The sequence below is a fragment of the Pseudomonas sp. genome (assembly GCF_033723075.1).
Taxonomy (GTDB): domain Bacteria; phylum Pseudomonadota; class Gammaproteobacteria; order Pseudomonadales; family Pseudomonadaceae; genus Aquipseudomonas.
The window spans coordinates 62402-82001 of the sequence record NZ_JAWVXU010000019.1 but is presented as its reverse complement, the minus strand read 5'-3'; the positions used below and the strand labels follow the sequence as shown (position 1 = coordinate 82001).

15 protein-coding genes and 4 tRNA genes are annotated in these 19600 nt (G+C 57.0%); all 19 read left to right on the top strand.

What is annotated here, in order from left to right; all coding sequences use genetic code 11:
• The first annotated feature begins 213 nt into the window (after positions 1 to 213).
• Positions 214 to 1176 (top strand): bifunctional biotin--[acetyl-CoA-carboxylase] ligase/biotin operon repressor BirA, encoded by a 963-nt coding sequence (gene birA, locus R3355_RS19825; protein ID WP_318962715.1) that lies wholly within the window; start codon positions 214 to 216, stop codon positions 1174 to 1176.
• Positions 1166 to 1912 (top strand): pantothenate kinase, encoded by a 747-nt coding sequence (locus R3355_RS19820; protein ID WP_318962720.1) that lies wholly within the window; start codon positions 1166 to 1168, stop codon positions 1910 to 1912. The genes birA and R3355_RS19820 overlap by 11 nt, the downstream gene beginning before the upstream one ends.
• 8 nt (positions 1913 to 1920) lie before the next feature.
• Positions 1921 to 2601 carry an SPOR domain-containing protein gene (locus R3355_RS19815; RefSeq protein ID WP_318962714.1) on the top strand — a complete coding sequence of 227 codons (681 nt, stop codon included), beginning with the start codon at positions 1921 to 1923 and terminating at the stop codon, positions 2599 to 2601.
• A gap of 131 nt (positions 2602 to 2732) precedes the next feature.
• Positions 2733 to 2817 (top strand) — tRNA-Tyr (locus tag R3355_RS19810).
• Positions 2818 to 2841: 24 nt separating this feature from the next.
• Positions 2842 to 2915: transfer RNA gene (locus R3355_RS19805), tRNA-Gly, on the top strand.
• Positions 2916 to 2941: 26 nt separating this feature from the next.
• Positions 2942 to 3017: transfer RNA gene (locus R3355_RS19800), tRNA-Thr, on the top strand.
• A gap of 84 nt (positions 3018 to 3101) precedes the next feature.
• Positions 3102 to 4295 (top strand): elongation factor Tu, encoded by a 1194-nt coding sequence (tuf, locus tag R3355_RS19795; RefSeq protein WP_318962712.1) that lies wholly within the window; start codon positions 3102 to 3104, stop codon positions 4293 to 4295.
• A 54-nt stretch (positions 4296 to 4349) separates the two neighbouring features.
• Positions 4350 to 4425, top strand: a tRNA-Trp gene (locus tag R3355_RS19790).
• A gap of 43 nt (positions 4426 to 4468) precedes the next feature.
• Complete coding sequence (secE, locus tag R3355_RS19785) at positions 4469 to 4837, top strand: preprotein translocase subunit SecE (protein ID WP_318962711.1); 369 nt, start codon at positions 4469 to 4471, stop codon at positions 4835 to 4837.
• Positions 4838 to 4846: 9 nt separating this feature from the next.
• Entirely contained in the window at positions 4847 to 5380 is a 534-nt protein-coding gene (gene nusG / locus R3355_RS19780) for a transcription termination/antitermination protein NusG (RefSeq protein ID WP_318962710.1), read from the top strand.
• A 117-nt stretch (positions 5381 to 5497) separates the two neighbouring features.
• The gene (gene rplK, locus R3355_RS19775; RefSeq protein WP_090505833.1) at positions 5498 to 5929 is read left to right on the top strand and encodes a 50S ribosomal protein L11; all 432 of its coding nucleotides are present in this window, start codon (positions 5498 to 5500) and stop codon (positions 5927 to 5929) included.
• A complete protein-coding gene (gene rplA, locus R3355_RS19770; RefSeq protein ID WP_318962709.1) occupies positions 5929 to 6624 on the top strand; it encodes a 50S ribosomal protein L1 in 696 nt (231 codons plus the stop codon). The genes rplK and rplA overlap by 1 nt, the downstream gene beginning before the upstream one ends.
• A 213-nt stretch (positions 6625 to 6837) precedes the next feature.
• Complete coding sequence (gene rplJ / locus R3355_RS19765; RefSeq protein WP_090505830.1) at positions 6838 to 7338, top strand: 50S ribosomal protein L10; 501 nt, start codon at positions 6838 to 6840, stop codon at positions 7336 to 7338.
• Positions 7339 to 7419: 81 nt separating this feature from the next.
• Positions 7420 to 7785 (top strand): 50S ribosomal protein L7/L12, encoded by a 366-nt coding sequence (gene rplL, locus R3355_RS19760; protein ID WP_090505828.1) that lies wholly within the window; start codon positions 7420 to 7422, stop codon positions 7783 to 7785.
• A gap of 223 nt (positions 7786 to 8008) precedes the next feature.
• Complete coding sequence (rpoB, locus tag R3355_RS19755; RefSeq protein WP_318962708.1) at positions 8009 to 12082, top strand: DNA-directed RNA polymerase subunit beta; 4074 nt, start codon at positions 8009 to 8011, stop codon at positions 12080 to 12082.
• 64 nt (positions 12083 to 12146) lie between these two features.
• Positions 12147 to 16346, top strand: a complete 4200-nt coding sequence (gene rpoC, locus R3355_RS19750) for a DNA-directed RNA polymerase subunit beta' (protein WP_318962707.1) — start codon at positions 12147 to 12149, stop codon at positions 16344 to 16346.
• Between the two features lie 157 nt (positions 16347 to 16503).
• Complete coding sequence (rpsL, locus tag R3355_RS19745) at positions 16504 to 16875, top strand: 30S ribosomal protein S12 (RefSeq protein WP_003186084.1); 372 nt, start codon at positions 16504 to 16506, stop codon at positions 16873 to 16875.
• A 116-nt stretch (positions 16876 to 16991) separates the two neighbouring features.
• The gene (gene rpsG, locus R3355_RS19740) at positions 16992 to 17462 is read left to right on the top strand and encodes a 30S ribosomal protein S7 (protein ID WP_172149911.1); all 471 of its coding nucleotides are present in this window, start codon (positions 16992 to 16994) and stop codon (positions 17460 to 17462) included.
• 30 nt (positions 17463 to 17492) lie between these two features.
• Complete coding sequence (gene fusA / locus R3355_RS19735) at positions 17493 to 19595, top strand: elongation factor G (RefSeq protein WP_318962706.1); 2103 nt, start codon at positions 17493 to 17495, stop codon at positions 19593 to 19595.
• Positions 19596 to 19600: the final 5 nt, after the last annotated feature.

The window sequence follows — 19600 nt, the reverse complement described above, 5'->3', positions numbered from 1 at the left end:
TCCCGAACTCAGTAGTGAAACGATGCATCGCCGATGGTAGTGTGGGGTTTCCCCATGTGAGAGTAGGTCATCGTCAAGCTTGTATTCCAAACCCCCCATCTGCGTAAGCAGGTGGGGGGTTTGTCTTTGCGCGCGAGAAAGCTCCTGTCCGCTCTGTAGGCAACCCGTTGGTGCGCCGTTATCATGCATGCCTTGTAGCTCAGTGAGATCAGCATGTTGCCATTACTAAGGCTTCTTCAAGATGGGTGTTTTCATTCGGGTGAAGCGCTTGGTTCTGCTTTGGGTGTCAGTCGCTCTGCGATATGGAAGAAATTGCAGTCCCTGGAGGCGGAGTTGGGGTTGCCTGTTCATAGTGTTCGTGGGCGAGGCTATCGTTTGGAGAGTCCGCTTCTGCTCTTGGATGAAGGGGTGCTCGCCGCCAGTCAATCTAGTCCGGGTTGGCCATTGAGCGTTTTGCATTCAGTGGATTCGACTAATGCTGAGGCGTTACGGCGCTTGGCAAGCGGTCATGTGCCGCCCTTTGTCGTGCTGGCAGAGCGCCAGACTTCTGGGCGCGGTCGTCGGGGGCGCAATTGGGTAAGCCCTTTTGGTGAGAACCTTTATTACAGCCTGGCTCTTCAGGTAGACGGTGGTATGCGTCAGCTAGAAGGGTTGAGTCTGGTCGTGGGCTTGGCTTTGCTTCGTGCTCTACGTGTTGCCGGGGTGAGCGAGGCTGGACTGAAGTGGCCTAACGACGTATTGGTCGGGGGCCGCAAGATAGCTGGAATCCTCCTGGAGTTGTCCGGTGATCCGGCTGATGTGTGTCACGTAGTTATAGGTGTTGGAGTCAATGTGAACATGCTTGCCGACAGGGGGGGGATCGATCAGCCATGGACGTCTATGCGTGCTGAGTTAGGGGGCTTGGTGGATCGCAGCGAGTTTGTATGTGAACTTAATCGCCAGTTGGCACTGTATCTGGGGGTGCACCAGGCGTGTGGGTTTCCCGCGCTGAGGGACGAGTGGCAGGACAACCATCTTTGGCAGGGGCGTAACGTGACGCTAATCACGGGTGCCCGCCCGGTTAGCGGGGTGGTGTTGGGGGTTGATCGGTCAGGCGCCCTTCGCTTGCGTGTTGCTGGTGTAGAGCAAAATTTCAGTGGTGGAGAGCTCAGTTTGAGGTTGAATGATGATTCTTGAGCTCGATTGTGGAAATAGCTTTATCAAGTGGCGTGTCGTCACAGAAGGCGGCCTGAGTGGGTGCCGTGGTGGCGTTGTTGGTACCGATGAAGAGCTTGTTCAGGCCGTGCGGGAACAATCGGTCAGCTTAAGCGCTTGTCGGTTGGTGAGTGTGCGTACGGATGAAGAAACAGCGCGGCTTATCGAGGCGCTGAAACGAGCTTTTTCCGTAGAGTGTGTTTGTGCGCGTCCGGCTGTTGAGTTGGCCGGAGTGCGTAATGGCTATGAGCAGTATGAGCGTCTTGGGCTTGACCGCTGGCTGGCTCTGGTTGGTGCGTACCTGCAGGCCCGCCAAGCCTGTTTGGTTCTTGATCTGGGTACTGCAGTGACCTCCGATTTTGTTGATGCTGATGGGCAGCACCTTGGTGGTTATATTTGTCCTGGTGTGCCGCTGATGCGTAATCAATTGCGCACGCATACTCGGCGAGCGCGTTATGACGATCAGCTTGTCGAGCAGGCTATGCAGAGCTTGGCTCCGGGGCGCTCAACGGCCGAAGCGGTTGAGCGGGGCTGCTCATTGATGCTGCAGGGGTTTGTGCATACTCAGCTGGATATGGCTCGTGACTATTGGGGGGGGCACTTTGAGGTCTTTCTGACAGGTGGCGATGCGTCTTTGGTGGTCGACATGATGCCGGATGCGTGGGTGGTGCCTGATTTGGTATTTATCGGCTTGGCAGTCGCCTGTCCGTTGCGTTGAGGTCTTGCATGCGTTGGATGTTCTTGTTGCTGATTGTATTGAATCTATTTTATTACGTATGGCATCAGCAGCAGGCGCCTTTGCGCCCTAAAGAGGTTGCCCCGCCAGCGCTTGCTCAGGACAGCAAGCGCGATATTCATTTGTTGAGTGAAGCTGATGAGCGCGCCCCGCGTGAGCCCGCTGCAACCGAGGGAGGTGGGGCGGTCTGTCTTTTTCTGGGTGGCTTTGAGGCGGAGGCTGCGGCCGCGGTTGTTGAGCAGCGTCTGATCAGTCTCGATATTCGCTCGAGTGTGCAGTCAGTGGATGCCGCGGCAGAAGTTGACTATTGGGTGTATCTGCCGCCACTGGCTTCCCGTCAGGCATCGCTTCGGCAGTTGAAGGAGTTGCAGGCACGGAAAATCGACAGCTACATCATTACCCAGGGGGAGCTGAGCAACGGGATATCGTTGGGGATCTTTCCTCGCGAGGACTCTGCAAAGAGTGTGATGCAGCGTCTACGTGATGCGGGTTACGAGTCGGATGTCAGGGAGCTGCCGCGTTCTCATCGAAGCTATTGGGTGCGCATCGCCCCTGAAAGCCGCCCTTTGGTCAGTGATGTGCTATTGCAGAGTTTGGCTTTAGACTTCAATGGGTTGCAGCATCAAATAATGCCGTGCGAAAGCATTGCAACCTCTCGCGGGATTGAATAGAATGGCGCCCGCTTCGCAGGGTGGCTTTAACGAAAGATCTGCGAAGTTGCTGTCAATGCAGCTAACCTCAGGTTTTTACTGAGAAATTGCTTGACAGTAGGGTGGCATCTAAAGAGAATGCCGCCTCGTTTGGAGGGATTCCCGAGTGGCCAAAGGGATCAGACTGTAAATCTGACGTCATCGACTTCGAAGGTTCGAATCCTTCTCCCTCCACCAGATTTAGCGTGAGCTGCAAGCTCCGCGGGTATAGTTCAGTGGTAGAACCTCAGCCTTCCAAGCTGATGATGCGGGTTCGATTCCCGCTACCCGCTCCATGTTTGTAGTTGGCGTAATGTGTAACGCTCATGTAGCTCAGCTGGTAGAGCACACCCTTGGTAAGGGTGAGGTCAGCGGTTCGAGTCCGCTCATGAGCTCCATTTAACAAAGGCAGATATGAAAGTATCTGCCTTTGTTTTAATGGTGATATGACTTGCTCAATTCTTCGTTTGGAGACAGTCGAGATGGCTAAAGAAAAGTTTGAACGTAATAAGCCGCACGTCAACGTAGGCACTATCGGCCACGTCGACCACGGCAAGACTACTCTGACTGCAGCGCTGACCAAGGTCTGTGCTGAGACTTGGGGTGGCTCTGCGCGTGACTTCTCCCAGATCGACAATGCTCCGGAAGAAAAGGCGCGTGGTATTACCATCAACACCTCCCATGTTGAATACGATTCCGCTATCCGTCACTACGCGCACGTTGATTGCCCTGGTCACGCCGACTATGTGAAGAACATGATCACCGGTGCTGCGCAGATGGATGGCGCGATTCTGGTTTGCTCTGCCGCTGACGGTCCGATGCCGCAGACTCGCGAGCACATCCTGCTGTCCCGTCAGGTTGGTGTTCCTTATATCGTGGTCTTCCTGAACAAGGCTGACATGGTAGATGACGCTGAGTTGCTGGAATTGGTTGAGATGGAGGTTCGTGACCTGTTGTCGGCCTATGATTTCCCGGGCGACGATACCCCGATAATTATCGGTTCGGCGTTGATGGCGCTGAATGGCCAGGATGATAACGAAATGGGTGTCACGGCTGTTCGCAAGCTGGTAGAGACTCTGGATAGCTATATTCCTGAGCCTGTGCGTGCGATTGACAAGCCGTTCCTGATGCCGATCGAGGACGTGTTCTCGATCTCCGGGCGTGGCACCGTAGTCACTGGTCGTATCGAGCGCGGCATCATCAAGATTCAGGAAGAGGTGGAGATTGTTGGTATTCGTAATACCACCAAGACCATCTGTACCGGCGTTGAGATGTTTCGCAAGCTGCTCGACGAGGGGCGTGCTGGTGAGAACTGCGGTATTTTGCTGCGCGGCACCAAGCGTGACGACGTAGAGCGTGGCCAGGTTCTGGCCAAGCCGGGCACTATCAAGCCGCACACCAAGTTCGAGGGTGAGGTGTACGTGTTGTCCAAGGAGGAGGGTGGTCGTCATACGCCATTCTTCAAAGGCTATCGTCCGCAGTTCTATTTCCGCACTACCGATGTAACCGGTAACTGTGAGCTGCCGGAAGGCGTTGAGATGGTAATGCCGGGCGACAACGTGAAAATGGTTGTTACCTTGATCGCTCCGATTGCCATGGAAGATGGCTTGCGCTTCGCGATTCGTGAAGGCGGCCGTACCGTTGGTGCGGGTGTGGTTGCCAAGATCATCGAGTAATCGGTTGATCTGTCCCTGTCGGGCCGGCATAATGATCGGCCTGATTTTAGTTTTAGGTCAGTAGCTCAATTGGCAGAGCGGCGGTCTCCAAAACCGCAGGTTGGGGGTTCGATTCCCTCCTGACCTGCCATTTTCTAACGAATTTGGCGTGTCTTCTCACAGGATCCTCGTAAATGACTGTTAAGGCTGAAGCCAAAGATTCGCGCTTTGATCTGCTGAAGTGGGTTGTGGTATCCGCTTTGGTAGTGGTGGGTGTGGTTGGTAATCAGTACTTCTCTGCTGAGCCGATCCTGTACCGTGTACTGGCTCTGCTTGTGCTTGCGGTCGTTGCTGGCGTTGTAGCGCTGCAAACGACGAAAGGGCAGGCTTTTTTCGAGCTGGCAAAAGAAGCGCGCATTGAAATTCGGAAGGTCGTTTGGCCAACCCGTCAGGAAACCACGCAGACTACGTTGATTGTCGTGGCTGTTGTTCTGGTTATGGCGCTGCTGTTGTGGGGATTAGATGCCCTGCTGGGTTGGCTTGTTTCGTTTGTAGTCGGTTAAAGGTGTCCCGTGGCTAAGCGTTGGTACGTTGTGCATGCTTACTCGGGTTACGAGAAGCATGTGATGCGCTCGTTGATCGAGCGTGTAAAGCTCGCCGGTATGGAAGATGGCTTCGGTGAGATTCTGGTTCCTACTGAAGAAGTAGTGGAAATGCGCAATGGCCAGAAGCGCAAAAGCGAGCGCAAGTTTTTTCCTGGCTATGTGCTGGTGCAGATGGATATGAACGAGGGGACTTGGCATTTGGTCAAGGACACACCTCGGGTCATGGGCTTTATCGGTGGTACTGCCGATAAGCCGGCAGCTATCTCCGATAAGGAAGCTGAGGCCATCCTGCGTCGTGTCGCGGATAGTGGCGACAAGCCCAAGCCGAAAACACTGTTCGAGCCGGGCGAGATGGTTCGTGTTGTTGACGGGCCGTTCGCCGACTTTAGCGGCGTAGTCGAAGAAGTTAATTATGAAAAAAGCCGTATCCAGGTGGCAGTGACCATTTTCGGTCGTTCCACCCCGGTCGAGCTGGAGTTCAGTCAGGTCGAAAAGGCATAACTGACACAAGCATCCCTTACCCCGCAGTCGCAAGCTGCGGGGTTTTGTCGTCACTGGGATAAATACGTAAATCATCGGGGAGCCGTAAGGCGCTAGAACCCGTAATTGGAGTAGCTCATGGCTAAGAAAATAACGGCTTATATCAAGCTGCAAGTGAAGGCTGCACAGGCTAACCCGAGCCCGCCAGTAGGCCCGGCACTGGGTCAGCATGGCGTGAACATCATGGAGTTCTGCAAGGCATTTAACGCCAGGACCCAGGGTATGGAGCCAGGTCTGCCGACGCCAGTGATCATCACTGTATACAGCGACCGCAGCTTTACCTTTGAAACCAAAAGCACCCCGGCTTCGGTTTTGCTGAAGAAGGCTGCTGGCTTGACCAGTGGTTCGGCTCGTCCGAACACCGTCAAGGTTGGCACTGTGACTCGTGCTCAGCTGGAAGAGATCGCCAAGACCAAGCAGGCTGATCTGACTTCCGCTGATATGGATGCGGCCGTGCGTACTATCGCCGGTTCTGCTCGTAGCATGGGCCTCAACGTGGAGGGTGTGTAATGGCTAAGCTGACTAAGCGTCAAAAGGCAATCGCTGAGAAAATTGAAGCAGGTAAGGCTTACAATTTTGCTGAAGCTGCCGCTCTGTTGTCGGAACTGTCGACTGTCAAGTTCTCCGAATCTGTTGATGTTGCTGTAAACCTCGGCGTTGATCCGCGCAAATCCGACCAGGTTGTGCGTGGCGCCACCGTGCTGCCGAACGGCTCCGGTAAAAGCGTACGGGTCGCTGTGTTCACCCAGGGCCCGGCCGCTGAAGCTGCTTTGGCAGCCGGCGCTGATCGCGTAGGTATGGATGAGCTGGCTGCCGAGATGAAGGGCGGCGATCTGAACTATGACGTGGTCATCGCATCCCCGGATGCCATGCGCGTGGTTGGTCAGTTGGGTCAGCTTCTCGGCCCGCGCGGCCTGATGCCGAACCCGAAGGTCGGCACCGTTACCCCTGACGTTGCTACTGCCGTTAAGAATGCCAAGGCTGGTCAAATTCGTTTCCGTACTGACAAGAACGGCATCATTCACGGTTCCGTGGGCAAGGTTGGCTTTGACGCCGAGAAGCTGAAGCAGAACGTTGAAGCGCTGATCTCCGATCTGAAGCGTCTGAAGCCGTCGACTTCGAAAGGTATCTACGTCAAGCGCGTGACCCTGAGCACCACCATGGGTCCTGGTCTGGTTATCGATCAGGCTTCACTCGACGTGTAATGAATCCGGCTGGCGCAAGAGATTGCGTCAGCCTGCAAAATTGGGGTCCCTGCCTGGCGGGGGCTATCCAAGACCGTAGGTGGCGCAAGCCTTAAACCCGGTGAGTAATCTCCGGCAGCCTACGCAGATGGTGCTCCCGATTCTTACCGAATCAGACACCAAAACGCCGTCCAGCCCCGGTTGGACGAAACGGTAACATCCAGGAGTAAACCCGTGGCAATTAAACTCGAAGACAAAAAGGCCATCGTCGCTGAAGTCAACGAGGCTGCCAAAGCTGCCCTGTCCGCTGTCGTGGCTGATGCCCGTGGCGTGACCGTAGCTGCAATGACCGGACTCCGTAAAGAGGCCCGCGCATCTGGTGTGTACGTGAAAGTCGTGCGTAACACCCTGCTGCGCCGCGCCGTTGAGGGCACTCAGTTCGACGTGCTCAACGACGTGTTCAAAGGCCCGACCCTGATTGCGTTCTCCAATGAACATCCGGGCGCTGCCGCTCGTATTTTCAAGGATTTCGCTAAGGGTCAGGACAAGTTCGAGATCAAGGCAGCTGCGTTCGAGGGTCAGTTCCTCGCAGCCACTCAGATCGACGTACTGGCAACTCTGCCGACTTACAACGAAGCGATTTCTCAGCTGATGAGCGTGATGCAAGGCGCTACCAGCAAGTTCGTTCGTACACTGGCAGCTGTTCGTGACCAGAAAGAAGCTGCAGCGGCCTAAGGCTGGCTGCGTCGTCTTTCAATCTTATTTGTTTAATTTGATGGCCGCGAAGGCTGTCCCCCAATACAGGAATTTAGAGTCATGGCTCTGACCAACGAAGACATCATCAACGCCGTTTCCGACATGTCCGTGATGCAGGTTGTTGAACTGATCAAGGCAATGGAAGAGAAGTTCGGTGTGACTGCCGCTGCTGCTGCCGGCCCGGCTGCTGCCGTTGCTGCTGTAGCTGAAGAGCAGACCGAGTTCAACGTCGTGCTGCTGGAAGCTGGCGAGAAGAAAGTAAACGTGATCAAGGCTGTTCGCGAACTGACCGGCCTGGGTCTGAAAGAAGCCAAGGCAGTGGTTGATGGCGCTCCTGGCGTTGTTAAAGAAGGCGTTTCGAAGGACGAAGCTGCAGCTGCAGTCAAAGTCCTGGAAGAAGCTGGCGCTAAAGTCGAGCTCAAGTAAGCGACGACCTTGCGTCTACAGCCTGAGCGATTCGCGTAAGGCTGATGGCTGGTGGCTTTTGCCACCGGCCTTTTTCCGTTGTCGGTCGGCTATTCGCTAGTCGGCCCTCAATGGGAACAACCCACCCTGTATAGCGGTGGCGCAAACTAAAGGGTTTGCAAGAGTTTCTGGCAGCTCCCGTCGGAGAGGCCAAATAAGCAGGTGACCAAGCTGGGGAACGCTGATGGCTTACTCATATACTGAGAAAAAACGTATCCGCAAGGACTTTAGCAAGTTGCCGGATGTCATGGATGTGCCTTATCTCCTGGCCATCCAGCTGGATTCGTATCGCGAATTCCTGCAGGCGGGAGCGACCAAGGACCAGTTTCGTGACATCGGCCTGCATGCGGCCTTCAAGTCCGTTTTCCCGATCATCAGCTACTCCGGCAATGCGGCTCTGGAGTATGTTGGTTATCGCTTGGGCGATCCGGCATTTGACGTAAAAGAGTGTGTGTTGCGCGGTGTCACATTCGCCGTGCCGTTGCGGGTAAAGGTGCGCTTGATCATTTTCGACAAAGAATCGTCGAACAAAGCGATCAAGGACATCAAAGAGCAAGAAGTTTACATGGGGGAAATCCCCCTGATGACCGAGAACGGTACCTTCGTCATCAACGGTACCGAGCGCGTCATCGTCTCCCAGCTGCATCGCTCCCCAGGCGTGTTCTTCGATCACGATCGTGGCAAGACCCACAGCTCGGGCAAGCTGCTGTATTCGGCGCGGGTCATTCCTTACCGCGGCTCCTGGCTGGACTTCGAGTTCGACCCGAAGGATGCCGTGTTCGTGCGTATCGACCGTCGCCGCAAGTTGCCGGCCTCGGTTCTGTTGCGCGCGTTGGGTTACAGCACTGAAGAGGTGCTCGACGCCTTCTATGCAACCAACGTATTCCATGTGAAGGGCGAAACCCTCAACCTGGAACTGGTGCCGCATCGTCTGCGTGGTGAAATCGCCGTTCTCGACATCAAGGACGAGAAGGGCAAGATCATCGTTGAGCAAGGCCGTCGGATTACCGCGCGCCATATCAACCAGCTGGACAAGGCCGGCACCAAAGAGCTGGAAGTGCCGATCGATTACCTGATCGGGCGCACCAGTGCCAAGGCTATTGTCCACCCGGCAACCGGCGAAATTATCGCCGAGTGCAATACCGAGTTGAACGTCGAGATCCTGGCCAAAGTGGTCAAGGCTCAGGTCGTGCGTATCGAAACGCTGTACACCAACGATATCGATTGCGGTCCGTTCATCTCCGATACCCTGAAGATCGACAGCACCACCAATCAGTTGGAAGCGCTGGTCGAGATCTACCGCATGATGCGTCCCGGCGAGCCGCCAACCAAGGACGCTGCCGAGACCCTGTTCAACAACCTGTTCTTCAGTCCTGAGCGTTACGACCTCTCTGCCGTAGGGCGGATGAAGTTCAACCGTCGTATCGGTCGCACCGAAATCGAAGGTTCGGGCGTGCTGTGCAAGGAAGACATCGTCGCGGTCCTCAAGACCCTGGTCGATATCCGTAACGGCAAGGGCATCGTCGACGACATCGACCACCTGGGTAACCGCCGTGTTCGCTGCGTAGGCGAAATGGCCGAGAACCAGTTCCGCGTTGGCCTTGTACGTGTCGAGCGCGCGGTCAAGGAACGCCTGTCGATGGCCGAAAGCGAAGGCCTGATGCCGCAGGATCTGATCAACGCCAAGCCGGTTGCGGCGGCGGTGAAAGAGTTCTTCGGTTCCAGCCAGCTTTCGCAGTTCATGGACCAGAACAACCCGCTTTCCGAGATCACCCACAAGCGCCGTGTTTCGGCTCTTGGCCCGGGCGGTCTGACCCGTGAGCGTGCCGGCTTCGAAGTCCGTGACGTACACCCGACCCATTACGGCCGTGTGTGCCCGATCGAAACGCCGGAAGGTCCGAACATCGGTCTGATCAACTCCCTGGCGGCCTATGCGCGCACCAACCAGTACGGCTTCCTCGAGAGCCCGTACCGCGTGGTGAACGACACCCTGGTGACCGACGAAATCGTCTTCCTGTCCGCCATCGAAGAGGCCGATCACGTGATCGCCCAGGCGTCGGCCTTGATGAACGAGAAGGGTCAGCTGATCGATGAGTTGGTGGCCGTGCGTCACCTCAACGAATTCACCGTCAAGGCACCTGAAGACGTCACCCTGATGGACGTCTCGCCGAAGCAGGTGGTTTCGGTTGCCGCTTCGCTGATTCCGTTCCTCGAGCACGACGACGCCAACCGCGCGTTGATGGGTTCGAACATGCAGCGTCAGGCGGTACCGACCCTGCGTTGCGACAAGCCGCTGGTCGGCACCGGGATGGAGCGCAACGTAGCGCGCGACTCCGGCGTTTGCGTGGTCGCCCGTCGCGGTGGGGTGATCGACTCGGTCGATGCCAGTCGTATCGTGGTTCGGGTTAACAATGACGAAGTTGAAACTGGTGAAGCCGGTGTCGACATCTATAACCTGACCAAGTACACCCGCTCCAACCAGAACACCTGCATCAACCAGCGTCCGCTGGTGAGCAAGGGTGATCAGGTCGAGCGCAGCGACATCCTGGCCGACGGTCCGTCCACCGATATGGGTGAACTGGCGCTGGGTCAGAACATGCGCGTCGCGTTCATGCCGTGGAACGGTTACAACTTCGAAGACTCCATCCTCCTGTCGGAGCGTGTGGTCCAGGAAGACCGTTTCACCACGATCCACATTCAGGAACTGACCTGTGTGGCGCGTGACACCAAGCTCGGGCCTGAGGAAATTACCTCTGACATCCCGAACGTCGGTGAGTCCGCACTGAACAAGCTGGATGAAGCCGGTATCGTTTATGTCGGTGCCGAAGTGGGCGCTGGCGACATCCTGGTCGGCAAGGTCACCCCGAAAGGCGAAACCCAGCTGACCCCGGAAGAAAAGCTGTTGCGTGCGATCTTCGGTGAGAAGGCGTCCGACGTTAAGGACACCTCCCTGCGCGTGCCGACCGGCACCAAAGGTACTGTTATCGACGTGCAGGTCTTCACTCGCGATGGTGTCGAGCGCGATGCTCGTGCCCTGTCGATCGAGAAGAGCCAGCTCGACGAGATCCGCAAGGACCTCAATGAAGAGTTCCGCATCGTTGAAGGCGCAACCTTCGAGCGTCTGCGTGAAGCTCTGCTCGGCAAGAAGGTCGAAGGCGGTGCTGGCCTGAAGAAGGGCGCGGAGATCACCGACGAGTTCCTCGACGGCCTCGAGCACGGTCAGTGGTTCAAGCTGCGCATGGCTGACGATGCGCTGAACGAGCAGTTGGAAAAGGCTCAGGCCTATATTTCCGACCGCCGTCAGCTGCTCGACGACAAGTTCGAAGACAAGAAGCGCAAGCTGCAGCAGGGCGATGACCTGGCGCCGGGCGTGCTGAAGATCGTCAAGGTCTACCTGGCAATCCGTCGCCGCATCCAGCCGGGCGACAAGATGGCCGGTCGCCACGGTAACAAGGGTGTGGTCTCGGTGATCATGCCGGTCGAAGACATGCCGCACGACGTCCACGGTACACCGGTCGACATCGTACTGAACCCGCTGGGCGTACCGTCACGGATGAACGTCGGGCAGATCCTCGAAACCCACCTGGGCCTCGCGGCCAAGGGCCTGGGTGAGAAGATCAACCGCATGCTCGAAGAGCAGCGCAAGGTCTCCGAGCTGCGCAAGTTCATGCAGCAGATCTACAACGAGATCGGCGGCCGTCAGGAAAATCTGGATGAACTGAGCGATCAGGAAATCCTCAACCTGGCGAAGAACCTGCGCGGCGGCGTACCGATGGCCACTCCGGTGTTCGACGGTGCCAAGGAAAGCGAAATCAAGGCCATGCTCAAGCTGGCGGATCTGCCAGAAAGCGGCCAGATGCGCCTGATCGACGGCCGTACTGGTAACCAGTTCGAGCGTCCGACCACCGTTGGCTACATGTACATGCTGAAACTGAACCACCTGGTGGACGACAAGATGCACGCGCGTTCCACGGGTTCCTACAGCCTGGTTACCCAGCAGCCGCTGGGTGGTAAGGCGCAGTTCGGTGGTCAGCGCTTCGGTGAGATGGAGGTCTGGGCACTGGAAGCCTACGGCGCCGCCTACACCCTGCAGGAAATGCTGACCGTTAAGTCGGATGACGTGAACGGCCGTACCAAGATGTACAAAAACATCGTGGACGGTGATCACCGTATGGAGCCGGGCATGCCCGAGTCCTTCAACGTACTGATCAAAGAGATCCGTTCGCTCGGTATCGACATCGATCTGGAAACCGAATAACACGTGACGCGAATCGAGAGCGGGGCTGCATTGCCCGCTCTCTGCTCCGCCAGGAGGAAAGGCCTTGAAAGACCTACTGAATTTGCTGAAAAACCAGGGTCAAGTCGAAGAGTTCGACGCCATCCGTATCGGATTGGCTTCGCCTGAGATGATCCGTTCGTGGTCGTTCGGTGAAGTTAAAAAGCCGGAAACCATCAACTACCGTACGTTCAAGCCTGAGCGTGACGGCCTGTTCTGCGCCAAGATCTTTGGCCCGGTAAAGGATTACGAGTGCCTGTGCGGTAAGTACAAGCGCTTGAAGCATCGCGGCGTGATCTGCGAGAAGTGCGGCGTTGAAGTGGCGCTGGCCAAGGTTCGTCGTGAGCGCATGGCGCACATCGAACTGGCTTCGCCGGTTGCCCACATCTGGTTCCTGAAGTCGCTGCCGAGCCGTATCGGTTTGCTGATGGACATGACCCTGCGTGATATCGAGCGCGTTCTCTATTTCGAGAGCTATGTCGTTATCGATCCAGGCATGACCACCCTTGAAAAAGGCCAGCTGCTGAACGACGAGCAGTACTTCGAAGCCCTCGAAGAGTTCGGCGATGACTTCGATGCCCGCATGGGTGCTGAAGCCGTTCGCGAACTGCTGCACGCGATCGACCTGGAGCACGAGATTGGCCGTCTGCGCGAAGAAATTCCGCAAACCAACTCGGAAACCAAGATCAAGAAGCTGTCCAAGCGTCTGAAGCTGATGGAAGCGTTCCTCGGCTCGGGCAACCTGCCTGAGTGGATGGTGTTGACCGTTCTGCCGGTTCTGCCGCCAGATCTGCGTCCGCTGGTTCCGCTCGACGGTGGCCGCTTCGCGACATCGGATCTCAACGATCTGTATCGCCGCGTAATCAACCGTAACAACCGCCTCAAGCGCCTGCTCGATCTGTCCGCGCCGGACATCATCGTGCGCAACGAAAAGCGCATGCTGCAGGAAGCGGTCGACGCCCTGCTCGACAACGGCCGTCGCGGTCGCGCCATCACTGGCTCGAACAAGCGTCCGCTGAAATCCTTGGCTGACATGATCAAGGGTAAGCAAGGTCGCTTCCGTCAGAACCTGCTCGGTAAGCGCGTGGACTACTCCGGTCGTTCGGTAATTACCGTGGGCCCGACTCTGCGTCTGCACCAGTGCGGTCTGCCGAAGAAGATGGCTCTCGAGCTGTTCAAGCCGTTCATTTTCGGCAAGCTGGAAATGCGTGGTCTCGCGACCACCATCAAGGCTGCGAAGAAGATGGTCGAGCGCGAGCTGCCTGAGGTTTGGGACGTTCTCGCTGAAGTGATTCGCGAACACCCTGTGCTGCTCAACCGTGCGCCAACCCTTCACCGTCTGGGCATCCAGGCGTTTGAACCGGTTCTGATCGAAGGTAAGGCGATTCAGCTGCACCCGCTGGTCTGCGCCGCATACAACGCCGACTTCGACGGCGACCAGATGGCCGTGCACGTGCCGCTGACGCTGGAAGCCCAGCTGGAAGCGCGGGCGCTGATGATGTCGACTAACAACATCCTCTCGCCGGCCAACGGTGAGCCAATCATCGTTCCTTCGCAGGACGTGGTACTGGGTCTGTATTACATGACCCGCGAAGCGATCAACGCCAAGGGCGAAGGCCGCGTATTCGCTGACCTGCAGGAAGTCGACCGGGTGTTCCGTGCCGGCGAAGCCTCGCTGCATGCCAAGGTCAAGGTGCGCATCAACGAGGTCATCCGTGACCGCGACGGCACCATCACCAAGAACACCCGCATCGTCGACACCACTGTCGGCCGCGCGCTGTTGTTCCAAGTGGTTCCGGATGGCCTGTCGTATGACGTGGTCAACCAGTCGATGAAGAAGAAGGCGATCTCCAAGCTGATCAACCAGTGCTACCGCACGGTCGGCCTGAAAGACACCGTGATCTTCGCCGACCAGCTGATGTACACCGGTTTCGCCTACTCGACCATCTCCGGTGTGTCGATCGGCGTGAACGACTTCGTCATCCCGGATGAGAAGGCGCGGATCATCGACGCCGCCACCGAGGAAGTGAAGGAGATCGAATCGCAGTACGCCTCCGGCCTGGTAACCCAGGGCGAGAAGTACAACAAGGTGATCGACCTCTGGTCCAAGGCCAACGACGAAGTGTCCAAGGCGATGATGGCCAACCTCTCGAAAGAGAAGGTCATCGACCGTCATGGCAATGAAGTCGAGCAGGAGTCCTTCAACTCCATGTACATGATGGCCGACTCCGGTGCGCGGGGTTCTGCTGCGCAGATCCGCCAGCTCGCCGGTATGCGCGGTCTGATGGCCAAGCCGGACGGCTCGATCATCGAGACGCCGATCACCGCGAACTTCCGCGAAGGTCTCAGCGTTCTGCAGTACTTCATCTCCACTCACGGTGCACGTAAGGGTCTTGCGGATACCGCGTTGAAGACCGCGAACTCTGGTTACCTGACTCGTCGCCTGGTCGACGTGGCTCAGGATCTGGTGGTGACCGCGATCGATTGCGGCACCGAGCACGGTCTGCTGATGACGCCGCACATCGAAGGCGGTGATGTGGTCGAGCCGCTGGGTGAGCGCGTACTGGGTCGAGTCATCGCCCGTGACGTGTTCAAGCCTGGCAGCGACGAACTCCTGGTGCCGGGTGGCACTCTGGTCGACGAGCAGTGGGTCGAATTCATCGAGCTGAACAGCATCGACGAAGTGATCGTGCGTTCGCCGATCACCTGCGAAACCCGCTACGGCATCTGCGCCAAGTGCTACGGTCGCGACCTTGCTCGTGGTCACCAGATCAACATCGGTGAAGCGGTCGGCGTTATCGCTGCCCAGTCGATCGGTGAACCGGGTACCCAGCTGACCATGCGTACCTTCCACATTGGTGGTGCGGCCAGCCGGACTTCCGCTGCCGATAGCGTGCAAGTGAAGAATGGCGGTGCGGTTCGTCTGCACAACCTCAAGCACGTCGAGCGTCTGGACGGCAACCTGGTTGCGGTATCGCGTTCCGGTGAGTTGGCAATTGCCGACGAATTCGGTCGTGAGCGTGAGCGTTACAAGCTGCCTTACGGTGCCGTTATCTCCGTGAAGGAAGGCGACAAGGTCGATGCTGGCGCAATCGTCGCCAAGTGGGACCCGCACACCCACCCGATCGTGACCGAAATGAAAGGTACCGTGACCTACGTGGGCATGGAAGAAGGCATCACCATCAAGCGTCAGACCGACGAATTGACCGGTCTGACCAACATCGAAGTCCTCGATCCGAAGGATCGTCCGGCTGCCGGCAAGGATATCCGTCCGGCGGTGAAGATGGTTGGCGAAGATGGCAAGGATCTGCTGCTGCCGGGTACCGACGTGCCGGCGCAGTACTTCCTGCCGGCCAACGCCCTGGTAGGTGTGGCCAACGGTGTTCAGGTCGGTGTGGGTGATGTTATCGCCCGTATCCCCCAGGAAACCTCGAAGACTCGCGACATCACCGGTGGTCTGCCGCGCGTTGCCGACCTGTTCGAAGCCCGTCGCCCGAAAGAGGCCTCGATCCTGGCTGAAATCAGCGGCACCATCGCCTTCGGTAAGGAAACCAAGGGCAAGCGTCGCCTGGTCATCACGCCGACCGATGGCAGCGATCCGTACGAAGAGCTGATTCCGAAGTGGCGTCACCTGAACGTGTTCGAAGGTGAGCAGGTCAACAAGGGTGAGGTCATCTCCGACGGCCCGAGCGATCCGCATGACATCCTGCGCTTGCTCGGCGTCAGCGCCCTGGCCAAGTACATCGTCAACGAGATTCAGGACGTTTACCGCCTGCAGGGTGTGAAGATCAACGATAAGCACATCGAGACCATCCTGCGCCAGATGCTGCGCAAGGTCGAAGTGGCCGAGTCGGGTGACTCCACCTTCATCAAGGGTGATCAGATGGAGCTGACCGCGGTACTGGGCGAGAACGAGCGTCTGGCCGCAGACGACAAGTTCGTCGCCAAGTACACCCGTGTGCTGCTGGGTATCACCAAGGCATCGTTGTCCACCGAGTCGTTCATTTCGGCGGCATCGTTCCAGGAAACCACTCGGGTGCTCACCGAGGCGGCGGTTACCGGCAAGCGCGACTTCCTGCGCGGTCTGAAAGAGAACGTGGTAGTGGGTCGTCTGATCCCTGCTGGTACCGGTCTGGCCTATCACGCCGAGCGCAAGCGCAAGCGTGACGCCGACAAGCCGCTACGCGTCAGCGCCAGTGAAGTGGAAGCCGCACTGACCGAAGCGCTGAACTCCAGCGGTAATTGAGTGCGCAGCCCTGTTGCCTTGGCGATGGGGCGGCAGCTTGACGGGGGGCGCGAGTCTCATTAGACTCATGCACCCCTAAATTTGGCAGGGCATGTGCCCTGCCAAATTGCTTTTGTTGAAAATAAATAGCGTCGAAAGACAACAGTGGAGCTAGTAGATGGCAACTATCAACCAGCTGGTACGTCAGCCGCGCAAGCGTATCGTCGAGAAATCCGACGTGCCTGCGCTGCAGAACTGCCCGCAACGTCGTGGCGTATGCACTCGCGTGTATACCACTACGCCGAAAAAACCGAACTCGGCACTGCGTAAAGTTTGCCGGGTGCGCCTGACCAACGGTTTCGAGGTTTCCTCGTATATCGGTGGTGAAGGCCACAACCTGCAAGAGCACAGCGTGGTACTGATCCGTGGCGGTCGCGTAAAAGACTTGCCAGGTGTGCGTTATCACACCGTGCGCGGTTCCTTGGATACTTCCGGCGTTAAAGGTCGTAACCAGGGTCGTTCGAAGTACGGTACCAAGCGTCCGAAGTAATGGCTGCTTGAGCTGAATTGCAATTTTCTATTTTCTGAGTCGATAAGAGTAAGGTCGGGCGCCATCTTTATGAGGCAGTCCCGGGCTAACCTGAAGACCGTTTGAGGGCTTATCAAATGCCAAGACGTCGTGTAGCAGCCAAGCGCGAAGTGCTTGACGATCCAAAATACGGTAGCCAAATCCTGGCCAAGTTCATGAACCACGTGATGGAAAGCGGCAAGAAAGCCGTTGCCGAGCGTATCGTTTATGGCGCCCTGGACAAGGTCAAAGAGCGTAAGAACAGCGATCCCCTGGAAATCTTCGAGAAAGCTCTCGACGCCATCGCTCCGCTGGTCGAAGTGAAGTCGCGCCGTGTAGGCGGTGCTACTTACCAGGTTCCGGTCGAAGTTCGTCCGTCCCGTCGTAATGCTCTTGCCATGCGTTGGCTGGTAGATTTCGCCCGCAAGCGTGGCGAGAAGTCCATGGCTCTGCGCTTGGCTGGCGAGCTGATGGATGCCGCTGAAGGCAAGGGTGCTGCAGTTAAGAAGCGTGAAGACGTGCACCGCATGGCTGAAGCCAACAAGGCCTTCTCGCACTACCGCTTCTAATTTTTGCGCTTCTAAATTTGCGAGGGCTTTATGGCTCGTACTACACCGATTAACCGCTACCGTAACATTGGTATTGTCGCGCACGTTGATGCCGGCAAGACCACGACCACGGAGCGGGTATTGTTCTACACGGGCGTCAACCACAAGATGGGCGAGGTGCATGATGGCGCCGCGACCATGGACTGGATGGCGCAGGAGCAGGAGCGTGGTATCACTATCACCTCCGCTGCTACTACTGCTTTCTGGGAAGGTTCTGCCAAGCAGTTCCCTCGGCACCGCTTCAATATCATCGATACCCCCGGGCACGTTGACTTCACCATCGAAGTAGAGCGCTCGCTGCGCGTGCTCGACGGTGCTGTCGTGGTGTTCTGCGGTACCTCGGGTGTTGAGCCTCAGTCGGAAACCGTATGGCGTCAGGCCAACAAGTACGGCGTTCCGCGTCTTGTTTACGTCAACAAGATGGACCGTGCGGGTGCCAACTTCCTGCGCGTGATCGGCCAGATCAAGCAGCGTCTGGGTCACACTCCGGTGCCGATCCAGTTGGCTATTGGTTCCGAAGACAACTTCCAGGGTCAGATCGATCTGATCAACATGGAAGCGGTTTACTGGGACGATGCCGACAAGGGTCTGGTTGCTCGTCGTGAAGCCATTCCGGCAGAACTGCAGGAATTGGCTGAAGAGTGGCGCAGCAATATGGTTGAGGCTGCGGCCGAAGCCACCGAAGAGTTTATGAACAAGTACCTCGAGGGTGAGGAGCTGAGCATAGCCGAGATCAAGGCGGGTCTGCGTCAGCGCACCATCGCTGGTGAGATCGTTCTGGCTGTCTGTGGCTCTTCGTTCAAGAACAAGGGTGTACCCCTGGTTCTCGACGCCGTTATCGATTACCTGCCTGCTCCGGTTGATATTCCGGCGATCAAGGGTTCGGACATTGACGACGAAACCATCGAGATGGAGCGTCATGCGGATGATAACGATCCGTTCTCTGCTCTGGCGTTCAAGATTGCCACCGACCCGTTCGTGGGTACTCTGACGTTTGCGCGCGTTTATTCGGGCGTACTGAGCTCCGGTGACGGCGTTCTGAACTCGGTTAAAGGCAAGAAAGAGCGCGTTGGTCGTATGGTGCAGATGCACGCCAACACCCGCGAAGAGATCAAAGAGTGCCGCGCTGGCGACATCGCAGCTCTGATCGGCATGAAGGACGTCACCACCGGTGACACCCTGTGCTCGCTCGAGAAGCCGATCATTCTGGTGCGTATGGACTTTCCGGAGCCGGTTATTTCGGTTGCCGTTGAGCCGAAGACCAAGGATGACCAGGAAAAAATGGGTATCGCTCTGGGCAAGCTCGCCCAGGAAGACCCGTCTTTCCGTGTCAAGACTGATGAAGAGACTGGTCAGACGATCATCTCCGGCATGGGCGAGTTGCACCTGGACATCCTGGTCGACCGTATGCGCCGCGAGTTCAACGTCGAGGCCAACATCGGTAAACCACAGGTTTCTTACCGTGAGAAGATCACCAAGACCTGTGAGATCGAAGGCAAGTTCGTGCGTCAGTCCGGTGGTCGTGGTCAGTTCGGTCACTGCTGGGTGCGTTTCTCTCCTGCCGATGAAGGTCAGGAAGGCTTGCAGTTCGTCAATGAAGTGGTTGGTGGTGTGATTCCGAAGGAATACATTCCGGCCATTCAGAAGGGCATTGAAGAGCAGATGAAGAACGGCGTCGTTGCCGGTTATCCGCTCATCGGCCTGAAGGCTACAGTGTTTGATGGTTCTTACCACGACGTCGACTCTAACGAGATGGCGTTCAAGGTGGCGGCATCCATGGCGACCAAGCAGCTGTCCCAGAAGGGCGGTGCTGTAGTGCTTGAGCCGATCATGAAGGTAGAAGTGGTAACACCTGAAGACTACATGGGTGACGTGATGGGTGACCTGAATCGTCGTCGTGGTCTGATCCAGGGTATGGAAGATACGGTTTCCGGCAAGGTAATCCGCGCTGAAGTTCCGTTGGGCGAGATGTTCGGTTATGCGACCGACGTTCGCTCCATGTCCCAGGGTCGCGCGAGCTACTCCATGGAATTCTCCAAATACTCCGAGGCTCCGTCGAATATCGTCGAAGCTATCGTTAAAAGACAAGGCTGATTCAG